Below are 18,480 nucleotides of genomic sequence, written 5' to 3'. Positions count from 1 at the left end.
AAATTAGTTCAATGGGATAGATACTTCTAAAGACATACCTGCGCGAAGCATGGATTTGTACTTAGCTAGATCCGAAATTTCAATTTTAACGGGAATACGTTGGGTTACTTTCACGAAGTTACCTGATGAATTATCCGGAGGCAAAAGGGATGTTTTAGCCCCAGTTGATTCAGAAATAGAAATGATTTTTCCCTTCATTTTCTCTTTAGGGAAAGCGTCAATCGTTAATTCCGCTTCCATTCCAGCGTGTAATTTTTGAACTTGTGTTTCCTTAAAGTTCGCAACCACCCAAAACGTATTATTATCTACGATTGTCATTAATGGTTGGGATACCTGAATGAATTGTCCAGGTTCAATCGATTTCTTTCCGATTCTTCCCGATACTGGAGCTGTAATCGTATAGTAATTCAACTTTAATTTTTGCTGAGCGATCTTCACTTCTTTATTCTTAACTAAGTTCTCAGCGCGTTTAACAGCGGATTCCTGAATCGCTAATTTTGATTTAGTACTATTTAGTTCATCTATAGAGCCAAAATACTTGATATTAGCTAACTCAACTTGATCCTTCGAATCTACAAACTGTTGGTGTGTAATAGCCTTAGCTTTTTCTAATTCGCCATTGCGACTCAAATCTCTTTCTGCTTTATTTTTCAAATACTCGGCCGTTTTTACTTGCGCTTGTTGTGCTTGAATCGCTTTTTGAAGACTGGTAAGGTTGGCTTTCGCAGCGGTTACATCGATATTCGCTTGATCTAAATCAACTTCCATCTCAGATAAAGCTAGTTTAGCCTCTTCCTTATCGATTTCGACTAAAACGGTACCCGCTTTCACCATTTCATAATCATGAACGCTTACCGATTTCACAAAACCAGAAACGCGTGGCAATACAGGAACAAAATAGGTTTCAATTTGTGCGTTGTCTGTGTCTTCGTGCGTGGTCGCGTAGCGGTATTTACTAATTCCATAATAGCCTCCTAAAAGGACTACTAGGGCTAGAATAATCTTAGGTAAATTCTTTTTAGGTTTCTGCGTATCTGTCATAAGAATGGATTTGATGATAAAGTTAGCTTATTTTTCAATAAAGTCAATTTGGTTGACTAAATTTCTTGTGTTAATTTTGTGTTATGAAAGAGAACCGGGAAGAATCGGAAATGTTTTTAACTCGCCTGTTTGCGAAGTCTTACCGCGTTATCAAGTCGTTGAATGCCCATTATTTGGCAGAAATGGGCTACCAAGACTTCAAAGTGGGTCACGTGATGGTGATGATGAATCTGAAAGAGGAAGGGATTACCGCGGCTGAAATTGCGAAAAAGGTACACGTTTCTAAACAAGCGATTAGCAAACTGGTGCACGAATTAGCGGAGAAAGGCTTTTTGATGAACTTGAAACACCCAGAAGATTTGCGTGCAACCCTCATCCATACGACAGTGGCGGGAGAACAGTTTTTATCGGCTTTGCATGCTTGCCGATTGAAAGTGGATCAGGAATTATCCCAAGTCATCGGAACCGATAAGTTAGACCAAATCAGGACTGCTATTGAATCCATGTTATTGCATTACGAATCCAACGCTTATTTAGATTCAGAGAGCGAGTCTTTTGCGAATTCAAAGCTCTAGAAGAAGCGTTCGTGAAAGTTCACGAGAAAAATTTCATGACTTGCCCGTGTTATGGCGGTATATAACCAACGCAGGTATTCGGCGTCGATTTGATCCTCTTTTAAATAGCCTTGATCCACAAATACCGCAGCCCATTGTCCACCTTGTGATTTGTGAACAGTCAAAGCGTAGGCGAATTTCACTTGTAAAGCATTCAAATAAGGGTCTTTCCGAATGGCCTCTGTGCGTTCCTTTTTCTTAGGCATGTGCGCATAATCTTCGCAAACAGAGTCATACAATTTCTTATTTGCCTCTCGTCCCAGAGCAGATTCCGTGGAATGCAAGGTCTCTAACAAGATTTTAGCCTCAATGGGTGGATGGTCTTCATAATCGCAAAGTCGCAAGGAAACATCTAAAAATCGCTGTCCGTGCATTTCTTCCTCCCGTTTGATCTTCATAATCTCCACAAAATCTCCGTTTGCTAGAAAGCCAGCTGGTGAATCCTCTTCTAACCAATGGTAATTATTGCGAACAATCATCAGTAAATCGCCACTTGAAATTTCGTCTTCTTGATATAATATCGTTCTTCTGACAAATTCATTCAGCTGAACAGCACTTTTATTAGATCGGGTCAACAAAATCGTTTCTTCCTTCCCAAACTTCTTATACGCATAATGCATCCCATCTTCCATCTTTTCTCCAGTCATCCGGAAGATGTCTTTGAAGGATTTAGTATTGAATTGTATCGCAGTTGAATTGGCTAATAGAAGTTGCCTTAAAGCAGTTGCATTGTATAATATACCCGAATCAATATCTTGACGCATGACATCAATTAACTCATGATCTAGCACTTCCATGTGGAATTCAGAGGAGATATAATCCCTGGAAAGGGCAGGAGAGAGGCTTTTTCCGACAGGTGGCAACTGTGCTGTATCTCCTACGAAGATCAATTTATTGCCCGTATGGCCATTCTCTGGGTTCGTAAATACGTATTCGATTAAATCGGTTAACAAGCTATTCGTCCCAAAATCCGACTCATCTGTAATCATTGACGCCTCATCTACGATAAAGACCGTATTGGTGGCATAATTATTCATTCGCTGAAAACTCAGTGCTCCTGAATGAGGATTACTTACTTGACGATAGATCTTTTTGTGGATAGTACTCGCTTTTTTCTTAGCATAATTAGCCATTACCTTAGCAGCACGACCGGTAGGAGCCATTAATTGGGTTTTATAACCAAAGGCAGGCAATATTTTGATTAAGGTCGAAATAACAGTAGTCTTTCCCGTACCGGCATAGCCTTTGATAATGAAGGTCAAAGGGGCCCATTCGTCTTTATTGAGTACAAAAGTGCTTAACTTTTGGAACAACGATGCCTGAGATGGCGTAGGTTCAAAAGGGAACTTTTGGTGCAATAAAAAACTGGGACTTTTATCCGTGGACATACTTCAATTTATAAAATAGAATCGGCTACTGAAAGTGAATTTTCCATTGATAATGGTCGGAATACATTGATTAAACACACGCGTTCATAGGAGGCTAATTCCTTCACTAAAATATCAGTTTCTTCTATCTCTTCTTCAATGATTAAACGAGCCCTTGTCGTTCCCCAGTGCAATGGATCTTCTGGCGTATACCAAATACCCTCTTTCAAAAACGCTAAATTCGCCATACTACAATCTTGTATTTTTCCGTCCTTCACGAAAATCACTTCATCTGCTTCAGGATGGGCCTTTAAAAAGGTTTGGAAAAAACCTCTCTCGCTCCATTTAAAGCCATAATCGATTTCGCCGGTGTCTACAAACGCGAAACGTTTAATCTCTTTTTTCGTGTAAGGTAAGATTTCAATCGTTTCAGGATCCTCTTGGTAGGTGATTCGTAAACGATGTGTTCCCGTTGCTGGTAAAGTTTGTGTTGAAACGAGTTCTTCCACGTCAAAGGGTTCCCATTCCGGGAAAAATTGGTCGAAAGTTTCATTCACCCGCATTTGATGAAAATCAAGATGCTGCGCTTTTCCGTCTTGTATACAAATGGTTTCGAGGAAGGAGAACATATTAGAAGGGGAGATATACTTTTTGGATTAATTCGTCGTATTCTTTTTTAACATCTGAAAATACGGTGATGCCGCCGCCACTTTTAAAAACCAGTCCATCGGATTGTTTTTCGATAAATCGAATCATCACTCCGGAATTGAACGATTTACCATCAAATTTACCCATAATTCCGGTATAAAATCCGCGGTCGTACTGTTCGGCATCCTGTATGAGTTTCATCGTCGCTTTTTTAGGAGCGCCCGTAATCGATCCAGCCGGTAATAATTCTAACAGAATCGAACCATATTTTCCACGCAGTTCGGGTACTATTTCACCGCTTATTTTGGATGACATCTGCCAAAGTTCCCCCGTATTTGTTTTCACGCGTTCAACGTATTGGTATTTCTCGACACGTATAGGAAAGGCCACTTTGCTCAAATCATTACGAATCAAATCCACGATGGTAGCATGTTCTGCTTTTTCTTTAGGATCATTTTGTAAATGAGACGCAGAAGTTTGTTCACTTACCTCTAGTGTTCCTTTCATGGGAAATGAGGATATTTCATTTCCTTGAATGCGTACGAAGGTCTCCGGAGAAAAAGAAGTGAAGTGATCTCTACAAATTATTTTATAGGGAGCGTCCGCTCTTTGAAATATCTCAGGTAAGGTAAGAGGTGTTTCTATGGGTGTCTCTGTCGTTAAATTCAAGAGAAAAGAATCACCTCTTTTCAAACCAGCTTGAACCTGATTAAACTTGGCCGAATAGGATTCGAAAGAAAGTGGACTTTTAGTAAATGCAACCGTTTCAGACGTTAATTCAGCTGCATCAAATTCAAAAAGTATTCCTAAGTCTTTCGCCTCTTCTTCAGATCCTGCCCAGGCATTTTCCAGTGAATAATCGACTAAAAAGACAAAAGGAATCCCCTTCTCACCCCAAAGGTCCAATTGTTTGGCTACCTGTGCAAAGGGCAAAAAGGGGATTTTCATAGAATTTAGGCTATATACGATGGCGCTAAACTCAATAATTTCGGTATACCTGCTGGATTTTGACCACCTGCCGTAGCCAAGAAGGGTTGTCCACCTCCGCCACCTTGCACTTCTTTCGCTAATTCACGAATGATTTTGCCGGCATCTAATCCTTTGCTATCTACTAAGCCTTTCGAAATGGAGATCGCTAAACTAGCTTTCCCTTCGATTTCAGTCGCTAAGAGCACGAACAAATTTTCTTGGTTTTCTTGTAAATCGAAAGCTAAGTTCTTTAAGGCATCTGCAGTAGGAGCGGATACTTGTTTAATAATCGAGTTAACTGGTCCTGCCACGATTTCTTTCAGTAGGCTATTTTTTAAACCCGAAATTTCTTTCTGTTGGTAAGCAGCAACCGTTTTTTGTAGTGCAGAATTGCTTTCAATTAAGTTAGCCACTGCCTTAACTAAATCTTTCGGTGCTTTCAACAAGTCATTGATCTCACTTAATAAGACTTCTTGTTCGCTTAATAATTCATAGGCCTTTTGAGAAGTGATGGCTTCAATACGACGTACGCCCGTAGCTACAGAACTTTCAGAAGTGATTTTAAATAAGCCAATTTCACCTGTAGACGGAACGTGTGTTCCTCCACAAAGCTCAACCGAGAAGTTCTTGTCAAAAGTGATCACACGCACAAAATCGCCGTATTTCTCGCCAAATAAGGCCATAGCCCCTTTGTCTTTTGCTTCTGCAATAGGAACGTTACGTTCTTCTAACAAAGGGATGTTCTCTGCGATTTTGGCATTCACAATCTGCTCGATTTGCTTAATCTCTTCATCCGTTACTTTTTGGAAGTGAGAGAAGTCAAATCGTAATAAATCCTCGTTTACTAAGCTACCTTTTTGCGCTACGTGCTTACCTAATACTTCTTGTAAAGCCGCTTGCATCAAGTGTGTAGAACTGTGGTGGTGCGTAATAGCGCGACGACGTAACGTAGCAATGCTCGCCTTCACAGGCTCACTCGCTAAGTTTTCAATACGCGCATCTGATAAGATGTGTACGATCAAATCATTCTCCTTCTTCGTATCAATCACAGGAAGAGAAATACCTGATGTAGTGAAAACTAAAACACCGGTGTCGCCCACTTGTCCACCGGATTCAGCATAGAAAGGAGTCGTTTCTAATACTACTTTGTATTGAACTCCAGCCTTATTTTGAATCTTTTGGTATTTTAAAACTTGGGTATCTGTCTCGTTCGAATCATATCCGATGAAACTTACCTCATCCCCCTCGTTCACGATGACCCAATCTTCAGCACTAGCGCCTGCATCTTTACGTGAACGCTCTTTTTGAGCTTTTAACGCAGCGTTAAATCCAGGCTCATCGATATCCAAACCTTTTTCTCGTGCAATTAAGGCGGTTAAATCAACCGGGAATCCATAGGTGTCATTTAATTCAAACACATCATCTCCGGATAAGACTTTGCCTGAGCAATCTTCCATTAATTTGTCTAAACGAACTAATCCGGAAGACAAAGTACGTAGAAAGGATACTTCCTCTTCGTATATCACTTTACCCACAAAGGCTTCTTGTGAGATTAATTCATCAAATACGCCCTTGAATTGTTGTGCTAATCCAGGGATTAATAAGTGCAAGAAAGGCTCTTTAAAGTCTAAATAGGTATATCCATAACGCACCGCACGACGCAAAATACGACGGATGACATAGCCTGCTTTATTGTTAGAAGGCAATTGTCCATCTGCAATCGTAAAGGCGATGGCGCGAATATGATCAGCGATTACGCGCATTGCGATGTCAGCCCATTTTTCGTCTCCGTATTTCTTACCGCTTTTCGAAGCGATATATTGAATAGTGCCTTGGAAAACATCCGTATCATAATTCGATTGCTTTCCTTGAATCGCCATACAAAGACGTTCAAAGCCCATTCCTGTATCTACGTGTTTGTTCGGAAGCGGTACCAAAGAACCATCTGCCATTCTTTCAAACTGCATAAATACGTTATTCCAAATCTCTACTACTTGAGGGTGGTCCGCATTCACTAGGCTTTTTCCTGGAATCGAATCTACTTCGTCTTGATTTCTGAGGTCAATATGGATTTCAGAACAAGGTCCACAAGGTCCTGTTTCACCCATCTCCCAGAAATTATCTTTTTTATTACCATAAATGATGCGATCCTCGCCCACAATGGCCTTCCAAATATCGAATGCCTCTTGATCAAACGGAACACCATCTTTTTTATCACCTTCGAAAACCGATACATAGATGCGGTCTTTCGGTAATTTAAATACCTCCGTTAATAATTCCCATGACCAAGTAAGTGCCTCTTGTTTAAAATAATCGCCAAAAGACCAGTTACCTAACATCTCAAACATCGTGTGGTGGTAGGTATCAAACCCCACATCCTCTAAGTCATTGTGCTTTCCTGACACTCGAAGGCATTTTTGCGTATCCGCGATTCTTTTTGAGGGCGGAGTACCGTTGCCTAAAAAGAAATCTTTGAATTGCGCCATCCCCGAGTTGTTAAACAAAAGGGTAGGGTCATTTTTAGCCACCAAAGGAGCAGAAGGAACAATTAAATGGCCTTTAGATTGAAAGAAATCCAAAAATTGTTGACGTATCTGAGAAGAGGTCATGCGTTTTATTGTAAAATGAATGGAACCTTTGTATTTTTACTAAAGGAGTCCTGATAAATGGAATCACAAAATTAAGTCTATTTTTTGAAGAAGCCCATTTTGGGTTTAAAATTATTGATGGAATTAAGCAAGCAATATTATTCAATTTCGGAGGTAGCGGCCATTTTCAAGGTGAACACCTCTAAGATTCGCTATTGGGAGACTCAATTTCCTCATTTGTCACCCAAACGCGCAGGTTCTGGTATCCGTAAATATACCCCTGCAGATATTGAAAAAATCAAGGTTTTGGTTAGTTTGATCGATGAAAGAGGCTTGACCATTGAAGGAGCTAAGCAAGCATTGAATTTCAAAGGCAAGGAAAAAAATCCTAATCAAAACATCATTAATCAACTAACTGATATTCGTGATTTTTTACAAGGGATGAAGGCCGATTTAGACATGGAATAAGCGTAGGTTTCGGAAAATTACTCCGATGAAAACCACTTATTCCTTATCCGTTTACCAAATCGCCTTAACCTATCTTCCTGAGGTTGGACCTGTAAAAGGTAAAAAACTAGCTTCCCTATATCCTGATTTATCCGATATTTTCCGATTAGCTTCCTATCAATCATTTGCAGCGGAAGCCTTGCGAGAAGCTGAAAAGACGGTTCAAATTTGTGCAGAAGATCAAATTCAAATTCTTTATTTCGAAGATCCTGACTATCCACAGCGAATCAAAGATGTCTATGATGCCCCTCTAATTCTCTTTAAGAAAGGGAAGGCAGATTTGAATGCCCACCGTATTGTGGCCGTTGTGGGTACTCGACATGCAAGTGATGTAGGGAAAAAGGTGACGGAGGAGCTAGTTCAGTCCGCTATCAAAGATGAAGTTATTTTAGTGAGTGGTTTTGCCAGAGGAATAGATATAGCCTTGCACAAAGCCTGTCTTAAATATAATGTCCCTACCATTGCTGTTCTTGCTGGAGGATTTCGTCATATATACCCGCAGGAGAACGCGATGTATGTGGAGCAGATTTTAGCTAATGGAGCATTACTATCTGAATATGCTCCTCATATTCCTCCGGCAGCTTATTATTTTCCAGTCCGAAATCGCATTATAGCCGGCCTTTCAGACGCCACAGTGATCGTAGAAGCGGCAGAAAAAGGAGGAGCCCTAATTACTGCTGATTATGCGCTTAACTATCATCGGACTGTTTTTGCCGTTCCAGGTAGCTTGAATAGGCCTTTTTCGAAAGGTTGTAATCTATTGATTCGAAACAATAAAGCCACGATTTATACATCGTGGGATGACTTTATGCTAGAATTGAATTGGGAGCAAGCAAAAGATCGATTGGCATTAAATCCAGCGCTTAGTCAAAAACTATTCACCTTACATGAATCTACGATCATTTCTTTATTGCACCGGGAAGGACAATTATCTTCCAATGAACTTTTGCAACGATCAGAAATTCAGCAAGATGAACTAGCGCTTATTCTTCTGAATCTAGAATTAAAAGGAATGTTACAATCGACGGATGGTGATGGCTATATGCTTTCCTAATTATTTTCGCCAGGTACTAGGAGATACTCTCCAGTCTTGTAATGTCATTAATTGGGTCTCTGTCACATAATCTAATTTGACAGCTTCTTCAATTAAGGCATTGTAATCACTTAACGTATACAGGGGAATGTTGTGGTTTTTAAAATTGTCGGCTGCTATTTCGAAACCATAGGTAAAAATGGCTACCATGCCTAATACTTCTACACCGGCTTCTTTCAGAGCATCTGCCGCTTTTAAAGAACTTCCACCTGTGGAAATAAGGTCTTCAATGAGAACGACTTTTTGGCCTTTTTCGATTTTACCTTCAATTTGATTTCCCATTCCGTGTTTCTTCGGTTCAGGACGGACATAACAGAAAGGTAAGTCTAAATAGTCGGCTACTAACGCTCCCTGTGCGATACCGGCTGTTGCTACACCAGCGATAATGTCTGCCTGTGGGAAATAGGCTTTTACCGCAGCAGATAGGCAATTTTTGATGTAAGTACGCACCTCAGGAAAAGACAAAGAAACGCGGTTATCGCAATAAATGGGAGAATTCCAGCCAGAAGCCCATGTGAACGGTTGATCCGGTCGCAATTGAATCGCTTGGATCTTTAATAGGTGTTGGGCAACTTCTTGAGGAATTGTCAAATTTTGCATAAGGGTGGTTTCTGAATTTATATTTACAAAAATAATTTATTCAGTCTATCTTTCACTATTTAATTCTATTTTTGCCTCACAAAATTGAAAAGATGGTAATTTTTATTGATGATCGACCGATCAGAATTGTGAAGAAGAAAGAGTTGGGAGAAATGCCATCTAAAGAGGATTTTGATTTGGTCCTAGACGCTAGATTGTCCCCTTTGAAGGTGGAGAATTTCAGTGGTCATACGTGTATCATTAATGCGAGTACGGAACAGGTAGAGAAAATACTGATGAATTTGCATGCCAAATCAGGTATTCATTTTCACGCCCTTTACCTTATCGTTGATGACCGCAAGCTGTTTAAGCAGAAGATTGTCAAAATGTATCAGCTGGTGGAAGCCGCTGGAGGAGTAGTTGTTAACCAGGATAAGGACGTTTTGTGGATGTATCGTTTGGGTAAATGGGATTTGCCTAAAGGTAAATTAGAAAAGAACGAAAAATTCGAAACCGCTGCCGTTAGAGAAGTAGAAGAAGAATGTAATGTGAAGGCAGAATTAGGTGATAAAGTCTGTACGACTTACCATACCTATACGCATAAGAATAAGTTAGTGTTGAAAAAGACACGCTGGTATGCGATGAAAACAAATTTCACTGGAAAGCTGATACCTCAAACAGAAGAAGGTATTGAGAAAGTGGAGTGGTTAAACGAAAAGAAGCAATTACAAGCCTTGACGAATACCTATTCATCGATTCGTTACGTCATCGAAAAATTCAAGAAATTAGTCTAAAGTATAAGGCAAGTATTGGTCCACTGGACTTCCGTAGCGATGTAAATCGCGGATGATAGTGGAACTGATTGGTGCTAAATGAGGCGAGGTAATTAAGAATACCGTCTCTAATTCATTGTGAATGTGTCTATTCACCTGAGAAATGGAGTTTTCGTATTCGAAATCTGTCGTATTGCGCAATCCTCTGATGATAAACTTTGCACCATATTCATGTGCCACATTCGCTGTCAAGTTTTGATACGTAACGACTGAAACAGGCTTTCCTTCAAAAGTCTTGCGAATGTAATCTTCCATTTTCTCTAATGGGAAATAGCGTGATTTGGACGAGTTTTGGCCTATGCCTATAATCACTTCATCAAATAAGGCCAAAGCTCTTAGGACGATATCTTCGTGTCCTTTTGTAAAAGGATCAAAAGAACCAGGGAAAAACGCTTTTTTAGGATTGGACATAGGGTATTTGATAGAGTGATGCGTCAGTTATTCCCTCAGATCCGTTTACTAATAGAGGAGGATATAAAGTCCAATTTAAGGAAAACGCGTCCCTGATGGATTGTAAATAAAAGGCTAATTCGATCGCTGATTCAAAAGGAAATACATTGGCTAATTGCAATTTGTTTCCTTGATATAAACTCGCAAAAGCTAATTTTCCTTGAATAAATAAGTTCAATTGCTGATCGTTGCGTTGTAAACAAGCGGCTAAGCTATGGGTATAAGTAATTCTTGCATAGGAAAAATGAGCAGAAATATGGTCTTTCCAATCACTTGGAACTAAGAAAACTAAATTAGCCTCTTCTGATGGAATAGCTTGTTGCTGGATTTCTTTGCCTACTAATGTGTTTTCACCCAAGGCCTTTTCTAAGAATCCTAACCGATAGGTGGGGGAATCAAATGTATTCGGAATTAATAGAAAGTGTTCATTCGCGATTTCAATATGGACCGATGTAATGCGGCTATCCTTTTTCGGATGAGCGAGTAATTGCTCCCGGAAATTCTCTGAGTTTAATCGGAGATGTAAGGTTTCGGCCGAATTTGTGGGTTCCATAGTCTTTAATTCGTTTCGAAATTGCAAAAAAAATATGATAATCGGTGCCAAAATTAGTAATTTTGCACCCTATTTAATCCAGCTCCTATGTTGCAAGTATCTAATGTGTCCCTTCGTTTTGGGAAAAGAGTCCTTTTTGAAGAAGTTAATATCAAATTTACTGAAGGTAACTGTTACGGTTTAATCGGTGCCAATGGTGCAGGTAAATCAACCTTTTTGAAAATATTATCAGGCGAAATCGAATCTCAAACTGGTTCTATTTCGATGAATCCTGGTGAGCGTATGTCGATTTTGAAGCAAAATCACTTCGAATACGAAGAGGTAGAGGTATTGCAAACGGTGATTATGGGAAATAAGCGACTTTATGACATTATGTTAGAAAAGGATGCGATTTACTTAAAAGAAGACTTCACTGAGGAGGATGGAAATAAAGCGGCGGATTTAGAAGCTGAATTTGCCGAATTAAATGGTTGGGAAGCAGAATCGGAAGCTGGTTCTTTATTGGGTGGTTTAGGTATTTCAGCTGATCTACACTATACTTTATTGAAAGATTTAAATGGTTCAGATAAAGTGAAAGTCTTATTGGCTCAAGCTTTATTTGGTAACCCAGATATCTTGCTGTTAGATGAACCTACGAATAACTTGGATATTGATTCCATTTTGTGGTTAGAAGGTTATTTGATGAACTTCAAAAACACGGTGATTGTGGTTTCTCACGATCGTCACTTCTTAGATAATGTGTGCACGCACATTGCTGACTTAGATTTTGGCAAAATTCAATTATACGGTGGTACGTATACCTTCTGGTATGAGTCTTCACAATTAGCAGCCCGTCAACGTACGGATCAGAATAAAAAGACCGACGAAAAACGGAAGGAATTAGAGGAGTTTATTCGTCGTTTCTCTGCTAACGTAGCGAAATCGAAACAAGCGACTTCTCGTCAAAAAATGTTGGATAAATTACAAGTGGAAGATATCAAGCCTTCTTCTCGTAAATACCCATTCATCAATTTCAAACCTGAAAGAGAGGCGGGAGATCAATTATTGAGTGTAGAAAATTTATCAGCTACGACAGATGATGGTACTCCTTTATTCACGAATTTATCTTTCACGATCAATAAGGGAGATAAAGTGGCCTTGCTAGCCAAGGATTCTTTGGCGATCACTGCGTTATTGGATATTTTAGCTGGCGAAAATACGAAATACACAGGTGAGTATAAATGGGGGGTAACAACTACTCAGACGTATTTGCCGAATGATAATGCCCAATACTTTGAAGATGATTCCATGAATCTAGTCGATTGGTTACGTCAATATTCCGTAGAGAAAGACGAAAGTTTCATTCGTGGATTCTTAGGACGGATGTTATTCTCCGGTGATGAAGCTTTGAAAAAATGTACCGTCATCTCAGGAGGGGAGAAACAACGTTGTATGTTCTCTCGTATGATGTTATCAGGTGCGAACGTGCTTTTATTTGACGAACCTACTAATCACTTGGACCTAGAATCCATTACCGCTTTGAATAATGGTATGATCGAATTCCCAGGAACGATGTTGTTCACATGTCATGATCATCAATTGACTGACACGGTGGCGAATCGCGTGATAGAAATTGGTTCTAAAGGTCATTTGGATAAATTAATGACCTACGATGAGTTCATTACTGATCCTACAGTAAAAGCTCAGAGAGCATCACTTAAATAAAAAAAAGGCCAGCACGAAAGCGCTGGCCTTTTTTTGTGTGCTTATCAACTGATTACAAAATAAACCTTGTCGATAAGAAATTCGATTGTTGGTTCTCTACAATCGCATTCACGATGTCTTTGTTCGACTGAGTTGCTTTAGTAGCGACAACAGTACGAATCGAGAACGAACGTAATGCGGCTGTAACAGAAAGCGTTCCTTCTGCAGAATCCTTACGACCTGTGAAAGGGAAAGAGTCTGGCCCACGTTGGCATTGCGCATTAATGTTCACACGCGAAACTTGGTTCACTGTCGCATCGATTAATTCCGAAATTTGGTTGACATCCGTCCCGAAAATCGCCACTTGCTGTCCGTGTGACGATTCGTGGATATAATCGATGGGCTCATCTAAGCTTTCGAATGGTACAACGGGTACCACTGGTCCAAATTGCTCTTCATGCCAAACCTTCATTTTGCTGTTAACTGGATACAATAAGGCAGGGAAGAAGATGGATTTGAAGTTCTCTCCTCCATGTTCGTTCATGACTTTAGCACCATGTAGTTTCGCATCTTCGATCAATTCAGTTAAATAAGCTGGCTTATTCGGCTCAGGAAGTGGGGTGATTTGAACGCCTGGTTCCCACATCATACCTAATTTAAGCGCTTCGATTTTCTTCGCTAAGCCCTCGTTGAATTTATCAGCAAGTGATTTATGAACAAAGATGATTTTTACCGCAGTACAACGTTGTCCGTTAAAAGAAAGCGAGCCTAATAAACACTCATTAATGGCAGAATCTAAGTCTGCACTTTCCGTTACGATCGCTGCATTCTTCGCATCTAAGCCTAAAATGGCGCGTAAACGGTTAACTTTCGGGTGCATCTTCTTTAATTTATCAGCTACTTTAGATGATCCAATTAAAGTCAATACATCGATTTTTCCTGATTCCATTAATTGAGGAATGATGGAGTTTCCACGTCCGTATAGTGTGTTGATCACACCGGCTGGGAAAGAATCTTTAAATGCCTCTAATAATGGGTAGTGTAATAAAGTACCATGTTTCGGTGGTTTGAATAAAACGATATTTCCCATGATTAAGGCTGGGATTAGGGTCGTGAAGGTTTCATTCAACGGATAGTTAAATGGTCCCATACAAAGTACCACGCCTAATGGGGAACGTCTTACTTGCCCGATAATTCCTTCTTCGATTAAGAAAGTAGAAGAAGTACGATCGATATCTTTTAAGGCACCAATCGTATCATAAATATATTGAACCGTACGGTCAAATTCTTTCTGTGAATCGCCTAATGATTTACCAATTTCCCACATTAATAACTTGACCACTTCGTCGCGCTTTTGAATCATCTTTTGGGTGAATTTCTCCACGCATTCGATTCGTTGTGCCACCGTCATAGACGGCCACTCGCCACGGCCATTTGAATAAGCTTTTACACCAGCGTACAATACTTCCATCGCATCTGCTGCATCCGTGATAGGATAGGAGCCGATTCGTTTTTGTTCAAAACCTTTGTCTGTTTTTACGTAGATAGGTGACCAAACGTCTTGCGTTTTGCCTTTCCACTGGCGCATTTCTCCATTGACCAAATACTCTTTTTGTTCGATGGGTTGAGTTAGATCGTATGCTGAAGGGATTTCTTCCGCGGATGGGAAGAGGTTTTGTAAATTGTTTTCTGGCATTGTCTTTGTTATAAATTTTTACAAATTTCCGGATTTAGTACATTTCAAATAAAAGACAGAATCAATTATTTAAATAGTACAATGTTTTTCCGGTTATTTACTAATATAAAGACATCGAATGGGAAAGATTACTCCTTTTTTACAGGATATTTTCTTCGGATTTTATTGATAATGAACTTGTTTTGTTCGGTGAAACTGGCGGGATGCAAAAGAATGAAGGTGTCTGACCAGTTTTGAAAGAGGGACGGTTCAGCCGCTGAAAAACTAGCGGAGCAGATGTTTTTTTGAGTTAGGTATTCGCTAAATTCCATAGGTCCAATTTCGTTTTTTCGTCCACAATAAAAGAAACGCTAACAAAGATAATAAGGCTGCTAATAAAAAGGGAATGGGGATTTGGCTCGCCACTCCTTGGTAAATTTCGCCTGAAACATAGGCGCCTATGCCTATTCCTGCCTCTAAGGCGATATACATCGTTGCCATAGCGCGACCCATGTGATTTTTGTCGCCTAAGTCATTGGTCCAGGCTGCCAAAGTAGGCGTGTTGAAGCCCCACGCAATTCCATAGATAATAGCTGAAATAATTAACAAATAAGAATTCGCTGCAAATACGAGTAAAAACATCGATACGCTTAACATAAAGCAACCAAATATTAATACAGGAATTCGTCCATATTGATCCGACGCTTTGGAAAAAAAGAATCGGATTACAATGGAAGAAACGGTGTAAATGGTAAAATACAAGCCTTTATTTGTCCAGCCTACCACTTTAGAAGTATCAGGAATAAGGGTAATCATAGCTCCCGCGGAAAAGGACACAAACAACATCACCCAAAATACAGGGATCACTTTAGGCTCAAATACATCTTTCCAGCCAATGCGAAAAAGGGATAGACTGAAACGAGATTTCATCGCCTTAGGCAAGGTCTCTTTCATGCGACTCACTATTAGAATAGAAGCAAGAGCAAAGACGGAGGAAATGTAAAACATTTGGTCTAAACCATAAGTCGAAGCTAAGAAACTACCTATTGCAGGTCCAATGGACATTCCCGTAGCCGTGAAGATTCCTAAGCCTCCTTGTGCTTCCCCTCTACGGTCTTCTGGAATGATATCAGCCACATAAGCAGCCGTTGCAGTTGGTTTAGTCCCTGTAGACATCCCGTGAATGAACCGTAAGAATAAAAACCCTTGGACAGTGTGCATTAGCGGATAGAGTCCTCCACAGATAAAACAAACGAGTGATCCGAAGGCCATAATGGGAATTCGCCCAATATGATCCGTTAGTTTTCCAGAGAAGGGACGTGAAAAACCAGCCGCGAGCGTGAATAATGCGATGGTATAACCGATATACTCTTTACCTCCTAAACTCGCCAAATAATCCGGCAATTCCGGAATGATCATAGAAAAACTAGCCGAAAACAGAAAGTTACTTAAGCAAAGTAATAAGAATGATAAGGTGTATAGAGATGGCTTCGCGGATGTCATTAAAGGTCTTCTTCTAAGATGGTGGCGATTTCCTTTTTGTTTAATCCTAACAAGAAGGCTGGTAATAAAATCAAGTTACAAATCATCGCCATCAGCAGAGTGACCGAAACTAGTATGCCTAATGCCTGCGTTCCCTTAAAAGTAGATGCCGTGAAGATAAAGAAGCCAAAGAACAGAATCATCGCTGTGTAAAACATAGAGACCCCCGTTTTTAAAATGGTTGTTTGAACTGCTTTCTGAACGTTTTGGTTATTCTTAGCCCATTCTTCTTTGTAGCGCGTTAAGAAATAAATCGTTCCATCACTCGAAATCCCGAAGGCAATAGAGAAGATTAAAATGGTACTAGGCTTTAAGGCAATGCCAAAATAACCCATTAAGCCTGCTGTAATAATCAAAGGTATTAAACTCGGTAGGGTAGAGATCAACACCATTTTCCAAGAGCGGAATAAGAGCGCCATCAAGATGCAGATCAAGATAATGGCTGTAATGGTACTTTCAATTAAGTTGACTTGCAAGTACTCTGTTTGGAACGCATAGATGACAGAATTGCCTGTTACATTAGCTTGGTAACCCCTTTTATCGCCCTTAGGGAGTAATTCGCCGGTCTCAATATCGGTTCTAAAGATGCTATCGATTTTAGGCTGAATCTCATCGAATAATTGTTTTGTTCGAACGGTTCCGGCATCCTGCATTTGGAAACTAATCCGAGTGAAACGTTTGTCTTTATCGATAAAACCGGCAAATAAGTTGTTGTTTTTACCATCTAAACTCGATTGAAAGTCCTTTAGCTTGGCTAATTCATCAATGCCTGGTAAAGTGAAGTATTTGGGATCTCCACCTCGGTACACTTGGTAGAGGTATTTAGTGGCAGTTAAAATGGAAAGCCCTTGGGTGAATTCAGGATACTTAGCGACTAATTTTTCGGTTCGTTTGATTTTGGCCAAAAGTTCCGGCGTCAACGCTCTCCCTTTTTCAAACGCATCGATATTCACCTCAAAAGGCATCACGCCTTTAAAGCGATCTTCTACAAACTTTAGATCGGTATAGATGGCATTATCACGAGGTAAGTCGTCCACAATATACCCCACGGCTTGAATTTTACTCAGTCCATAGAAGGAAATAACTAAAACAATCGAAATAAAACCATAGATAAACTTTCGGTGATGTAGCACCCAAATATCCACACGATTCAAGAATTTATTCACTCTCACCGACTCAAAATGCGCTAAATCTTTCTGCTGTGGAGGAGCTAAGAAACTAAAGAAAATAGGAATCAATACCAGCGAAACAAAGAAGGTGATCATCACATTTAACGCAGCCACAATCCCAAACTCAACTAACAAAGCGGATCCCGTAAAGGCAAAAACCCCAAAACCAATCGATGTAGTCAAATTAGCCAAGAACAATGTTCTGCCCACTTTCGAAGCACTTTCGATTAAGGATTCTTCCTTGCTTTTACCTGATAAATAGGTTTCATGGTACTTGTTTAAAAGGAAAATCACATTCGGAATTCCGATAACCACAATGAGTGGAGGAATTAAACCAGATAGAAGCGTTATCTTAAATCCGAAGAATACAATCGTCGCTAATGAAGCCACAATGCCCACTAAGACCACGATATTCGCGAAGAATACGACTTGGAATGAGCGGAAGAAGAACAACAAGATTAAGGATGTCACCAAGATAGCTAAACCCAAGAACAGGCTTAATTCCTTCGTTACCTGGGAGGTATATTCGGTACGAATGAAAGGCATACCCGTCATATGCACCGTATGCTTCATTTTTACTTGGTATTGTTCCCCTAGTGCTTTGATTTTTCTGACCAAAGTAATGCGTCCCTTGTCATTGATGACCTTTTGATCTAATGTAATCAAGAGTAAATGCGTCTTCAGGTCTTCCGTATAAAGGAAGTTTTTGTAGATAGGTAAGTGGTCTAATTTGGCTTTAAAGGCTGCTAAATTGCTTTCATCAAGCACCAAAGTACTATCTAACAAGGGGCGCGTCTTGAATTTCTTCTCAACTGTATCAAGGTATAATTCGGGTAATGTCGCTAGGGAAAGTACATTCTTGATGCCCGCCTGCTTTTTGACCTCATTACTTAAATCTCGCCATGCTTGAAATTCTACTGGGCTAAATATTTGAGGATTTTCGACCGCAATAACCATGACAGCGCCATCCTCACCATATTTCTTTTTAAATCCTTCGTAGAGTTGAAAACGCTCATCTGAAGCAGGAAGAATCTTCGCTAATTCATAACTTAGTTGGATTTGGCTCGCCTTAAATCCTAAGCCAATCGTCAGTAAAAGAATGAATCCTAAAAGGGGAAATTTATACTGTAGGATACTTTTGCCAATCCAATTCCAAGCGTTTTTCATAG

At 39.9% G+C, this 18,480-nt stretch carries 16 protein-coding genes; 5 read left to right on the top strand and 11 right to left on the bottom strand.

Going from position 1 to position 18,480, the window contains the following annotated elements; translation table 11 throughout:
- Positions 1-3: 3 nt before the first annotated feature.
- Entirely contained in the window at positions 4-1,041 is a 1,038-nt protein-coding gene (locus tag SKC35_RS04520; protein ID WP_377978244.1) for an HlyD family secretion protein, read from the bottom strand.
- A gap of 83 nt (positions 1,042-1,124) precedes the next feature.
- Between SKC35_RS04520 and SKC35_RS04515 the strand changes: the two genes are divergently transcribed.
- Positions 1,125-1,616 carry a MarR family winged helix-turn-helix transcriptional regulator gene (locus SKC35_RS04515; RefSeq protein ID WP_377978243.1) on the top strand — a complete coding sequence of 164 codons (492 nt, stop codon included), beginning with the start codon at positions 1,125-1,127 and terminating at the stop codon, positions 1,614-1,616.
- On the opposite strand, the gene SKC35_RS04510 is transcribed toward SKC35_RS04515, so the two are convergent.
- From SKC35_RS04510 to alaS, 4 genes are read right to left on the bottom strand one after another with little or no spacing between them, the layout of a single operon-like run.
- Entirely contained in the window at positions 1,613-3,043 is a 1,431-nt protein-coding gene (locus SKC35_RS04510; RefSeq protein WP_377978242.1) for an ATP-dependent DNA helicase, read from the bottom strand. The genes SKC35_RS04515 and SKC35_RS04510 overlap by 4 nt on opposite strands.
- A gap of 8 nt (positions 3,044-3,051) precedes the next feature.
- The gene (locus SKC35_RS04505) at positions 3,052-3,651 is read right to left on the bottom strand and encodes an aminotransferase class IV (protein WP_377978241.1); all 600 of its coding nucleotides are present in this window, start codon (positions 3,649-3,651) and stop codon (positions 3,052-3,054) included.
- 1 nt (position 3,652) lies between these two features.
- Positions 3,653-4,618 carry an aminodeoxychorismate synthase component I gene (locus SKC35_RS04500; protein ID WP_377978240.1) on the bottom strand — a complete coding sequence of 322 codons (966 nt, stop codon included), beginning with the start codon at positions 4,616-4,618 and terminating at the stop codon, positions 3,653-3,655.
- Between the two features lie 5 nt (positions 4,619-4,623).
- Positions 4,624-7,248, bottom strand: a complete 2,625-nt coding sequence (gene alaS, locus SKC35_RS04495; protein WP_377978239.1) for an alanine--tRNA ligase — start codon at positions 7,246-7,248, stop codon at positions 4,624-4,626.
- Positions 7,249-7,332: 84 nt separating this feature from the next.
- On the opposite strand from alaS, the gene SKC35_RS04490 reads away from it, so the two are divergent.
- Both SKC35_RS04490 and dprA read left to right on the top strand, forming a co-directional pair.
- Positions 7,333-7,695 carry a MerR family transcriptional regulator gene (locus tag SKC35_RS04490; protein ID WP_130896854.1) on the top strand — a complete coding sequence of 121 codons (363 nt, stop codon included), beginning with the start codon at positions 7,333-7,335 and terminating at the stop codon, positions 7,693-7,695.
- 25 nt (positions 7,696-7,720) lie between these two features.
- On the top strand, positions 7,721-8,788 hold the full coding sequence (dprA, locus tag SKC35_RS04485) for a DNA-processing protein DprA (protein ID WP_377978238.1): 1,068 nt from the start codon (positions 7,721-7,723) through the stop codon (positions 8,786-8,788).
- On the opposite strand, the gene pyrE is transcribed toward dprA, so the two are convergent.
- Positions 8,789-9,427, bottom strand: a complete 639-nt coding sequence (pyrE, locus tag SKC35_RS04480) for an orotate phosphoribosyltransferase (RefSeq protein WP_377978237.1) — start codon at positions 9,425-9,427, stop codon at positions 8,789-8,791. It abuts the gene before it with no gap.
- A gap of 92 nt (positions 9,428-9,519) precedes the next feature.
- On the opposite strand from pyrE, the gene SKC35_RS04475 reads away from it, so the two are divergent.
- Positions 9,520-10,200 carry an NUDIX hydrolase gene (locus SKC35_RS04475; RefSeq protein ID WP_377978236.1) on the top strand — a complete coding sequence of 227 codons (681 nt, stop codon included), beginning with the start codon at positions 9,520-9,522 and terminating at the stop codon, positions 10,198-10,200.
- Here the strand turns inward: SKC35_RS04475 and coaD are convergent.
- Entirely contained in the window at positions 10,192-10,650 is a 459-nt protein-coding gene (gene coaD, locus SKC35_RS04470; protein WP_223130807.1) for a pantetheine-phosphate adenylyltransferase, read from the bottom strand. The two genes, SKC35_RS04475 and coaD, sit on opposite strands and share 9 nt — an antisense overlap.
- Entirely contained in the window at positions 10,637-11,242 is a 606-nt protein-coding gene (locus SKC35_RS04465; protein WP_377978235.1) for a DUF3822 family protein, read from the bottom strand. The genes coaD and SKC35_RS04465 overlap by 14 nt, the downstream gene beginning before the upstream one ends.
- 87 nt (positions 11,243-11,329) lie before the next feature.
- Between SKC35_RS04465 and SKC35_RS04460 the strand changes: the two genes are divergently transcribed.
- Positions 11,330-12,946, top strand: coding sequence for an ABC-F family ATP-binding cassette domain-containing protein (locus SKC35_RS04460; protein WP_377978234.1), 1,617 nt, complete (start codon positions 11,330-11,332; stop codon positions 12,944-12,946).
- A 52-nt stretch (positions 12,947-12,998) separates the two neighbouring features.
- Here the strand turns inward: SKC35_RS04460 and SKC35_RS04455 are convergent, their stop codons facing one another.
- The 3 genes from SKC35_RS04455 to SKC35_RS04445 all read right to left on the bottom strand — a co-directional run bounded on the left by SKC35_RS04455 (position 12,999) and on the right by SKC35_RS04445 (position 18,478).
- Complete coding sequence (locus SKC35_RS04455) at positions 12,999-14,621, bottom strand: NADP-dependent glyceraldehyde-3-phosphate dehydrogenase (protein WP_377978233.1); 1,623 nt, start codon at positions 14,619-14,621, stop codon at positions 12,999-13,001.
- 300 nt (positions 14,622-14,921) lie between these two features.
- Complete coding sequence (locus tag SKC35_RS04450; protein WP_377978232.1) at positions 14,922-16,103, bottom strand: MFS transporter; 1,182 nt, start codon at positions 16,101-16,103, stop codon at positions 14,922-14,924.
- Entirely contained in the window at positions 16,103-18,478 is a 2,376-nt protein-coding gene (locus SKC35_RS04445) for an efflux RND transporter permease subunit (protein WP_377978231.1), read from the bottom strand. Before SKC35_RS04445 ends, SKC35_RS04450 begins: the two co-directional genes overlap by 1 nt.
- Between the last annotated feature and the right edge of the window lie 2 nt (positions 18,479-18,480).

This window comes from Aquirufa originis (genome assembly GCF_042714495.1).
GTDB lineage: Bacteria > Bacteroidota > Bacteroidia > Cytophagales > Spirosomataceae > Aquirufa > Aquirufa originis.
The sequence above is the reverse complement of the archived record's forward strand: the minus strand, read 5'-3'. Positions and strand labels throughout refer to the sequence as shown.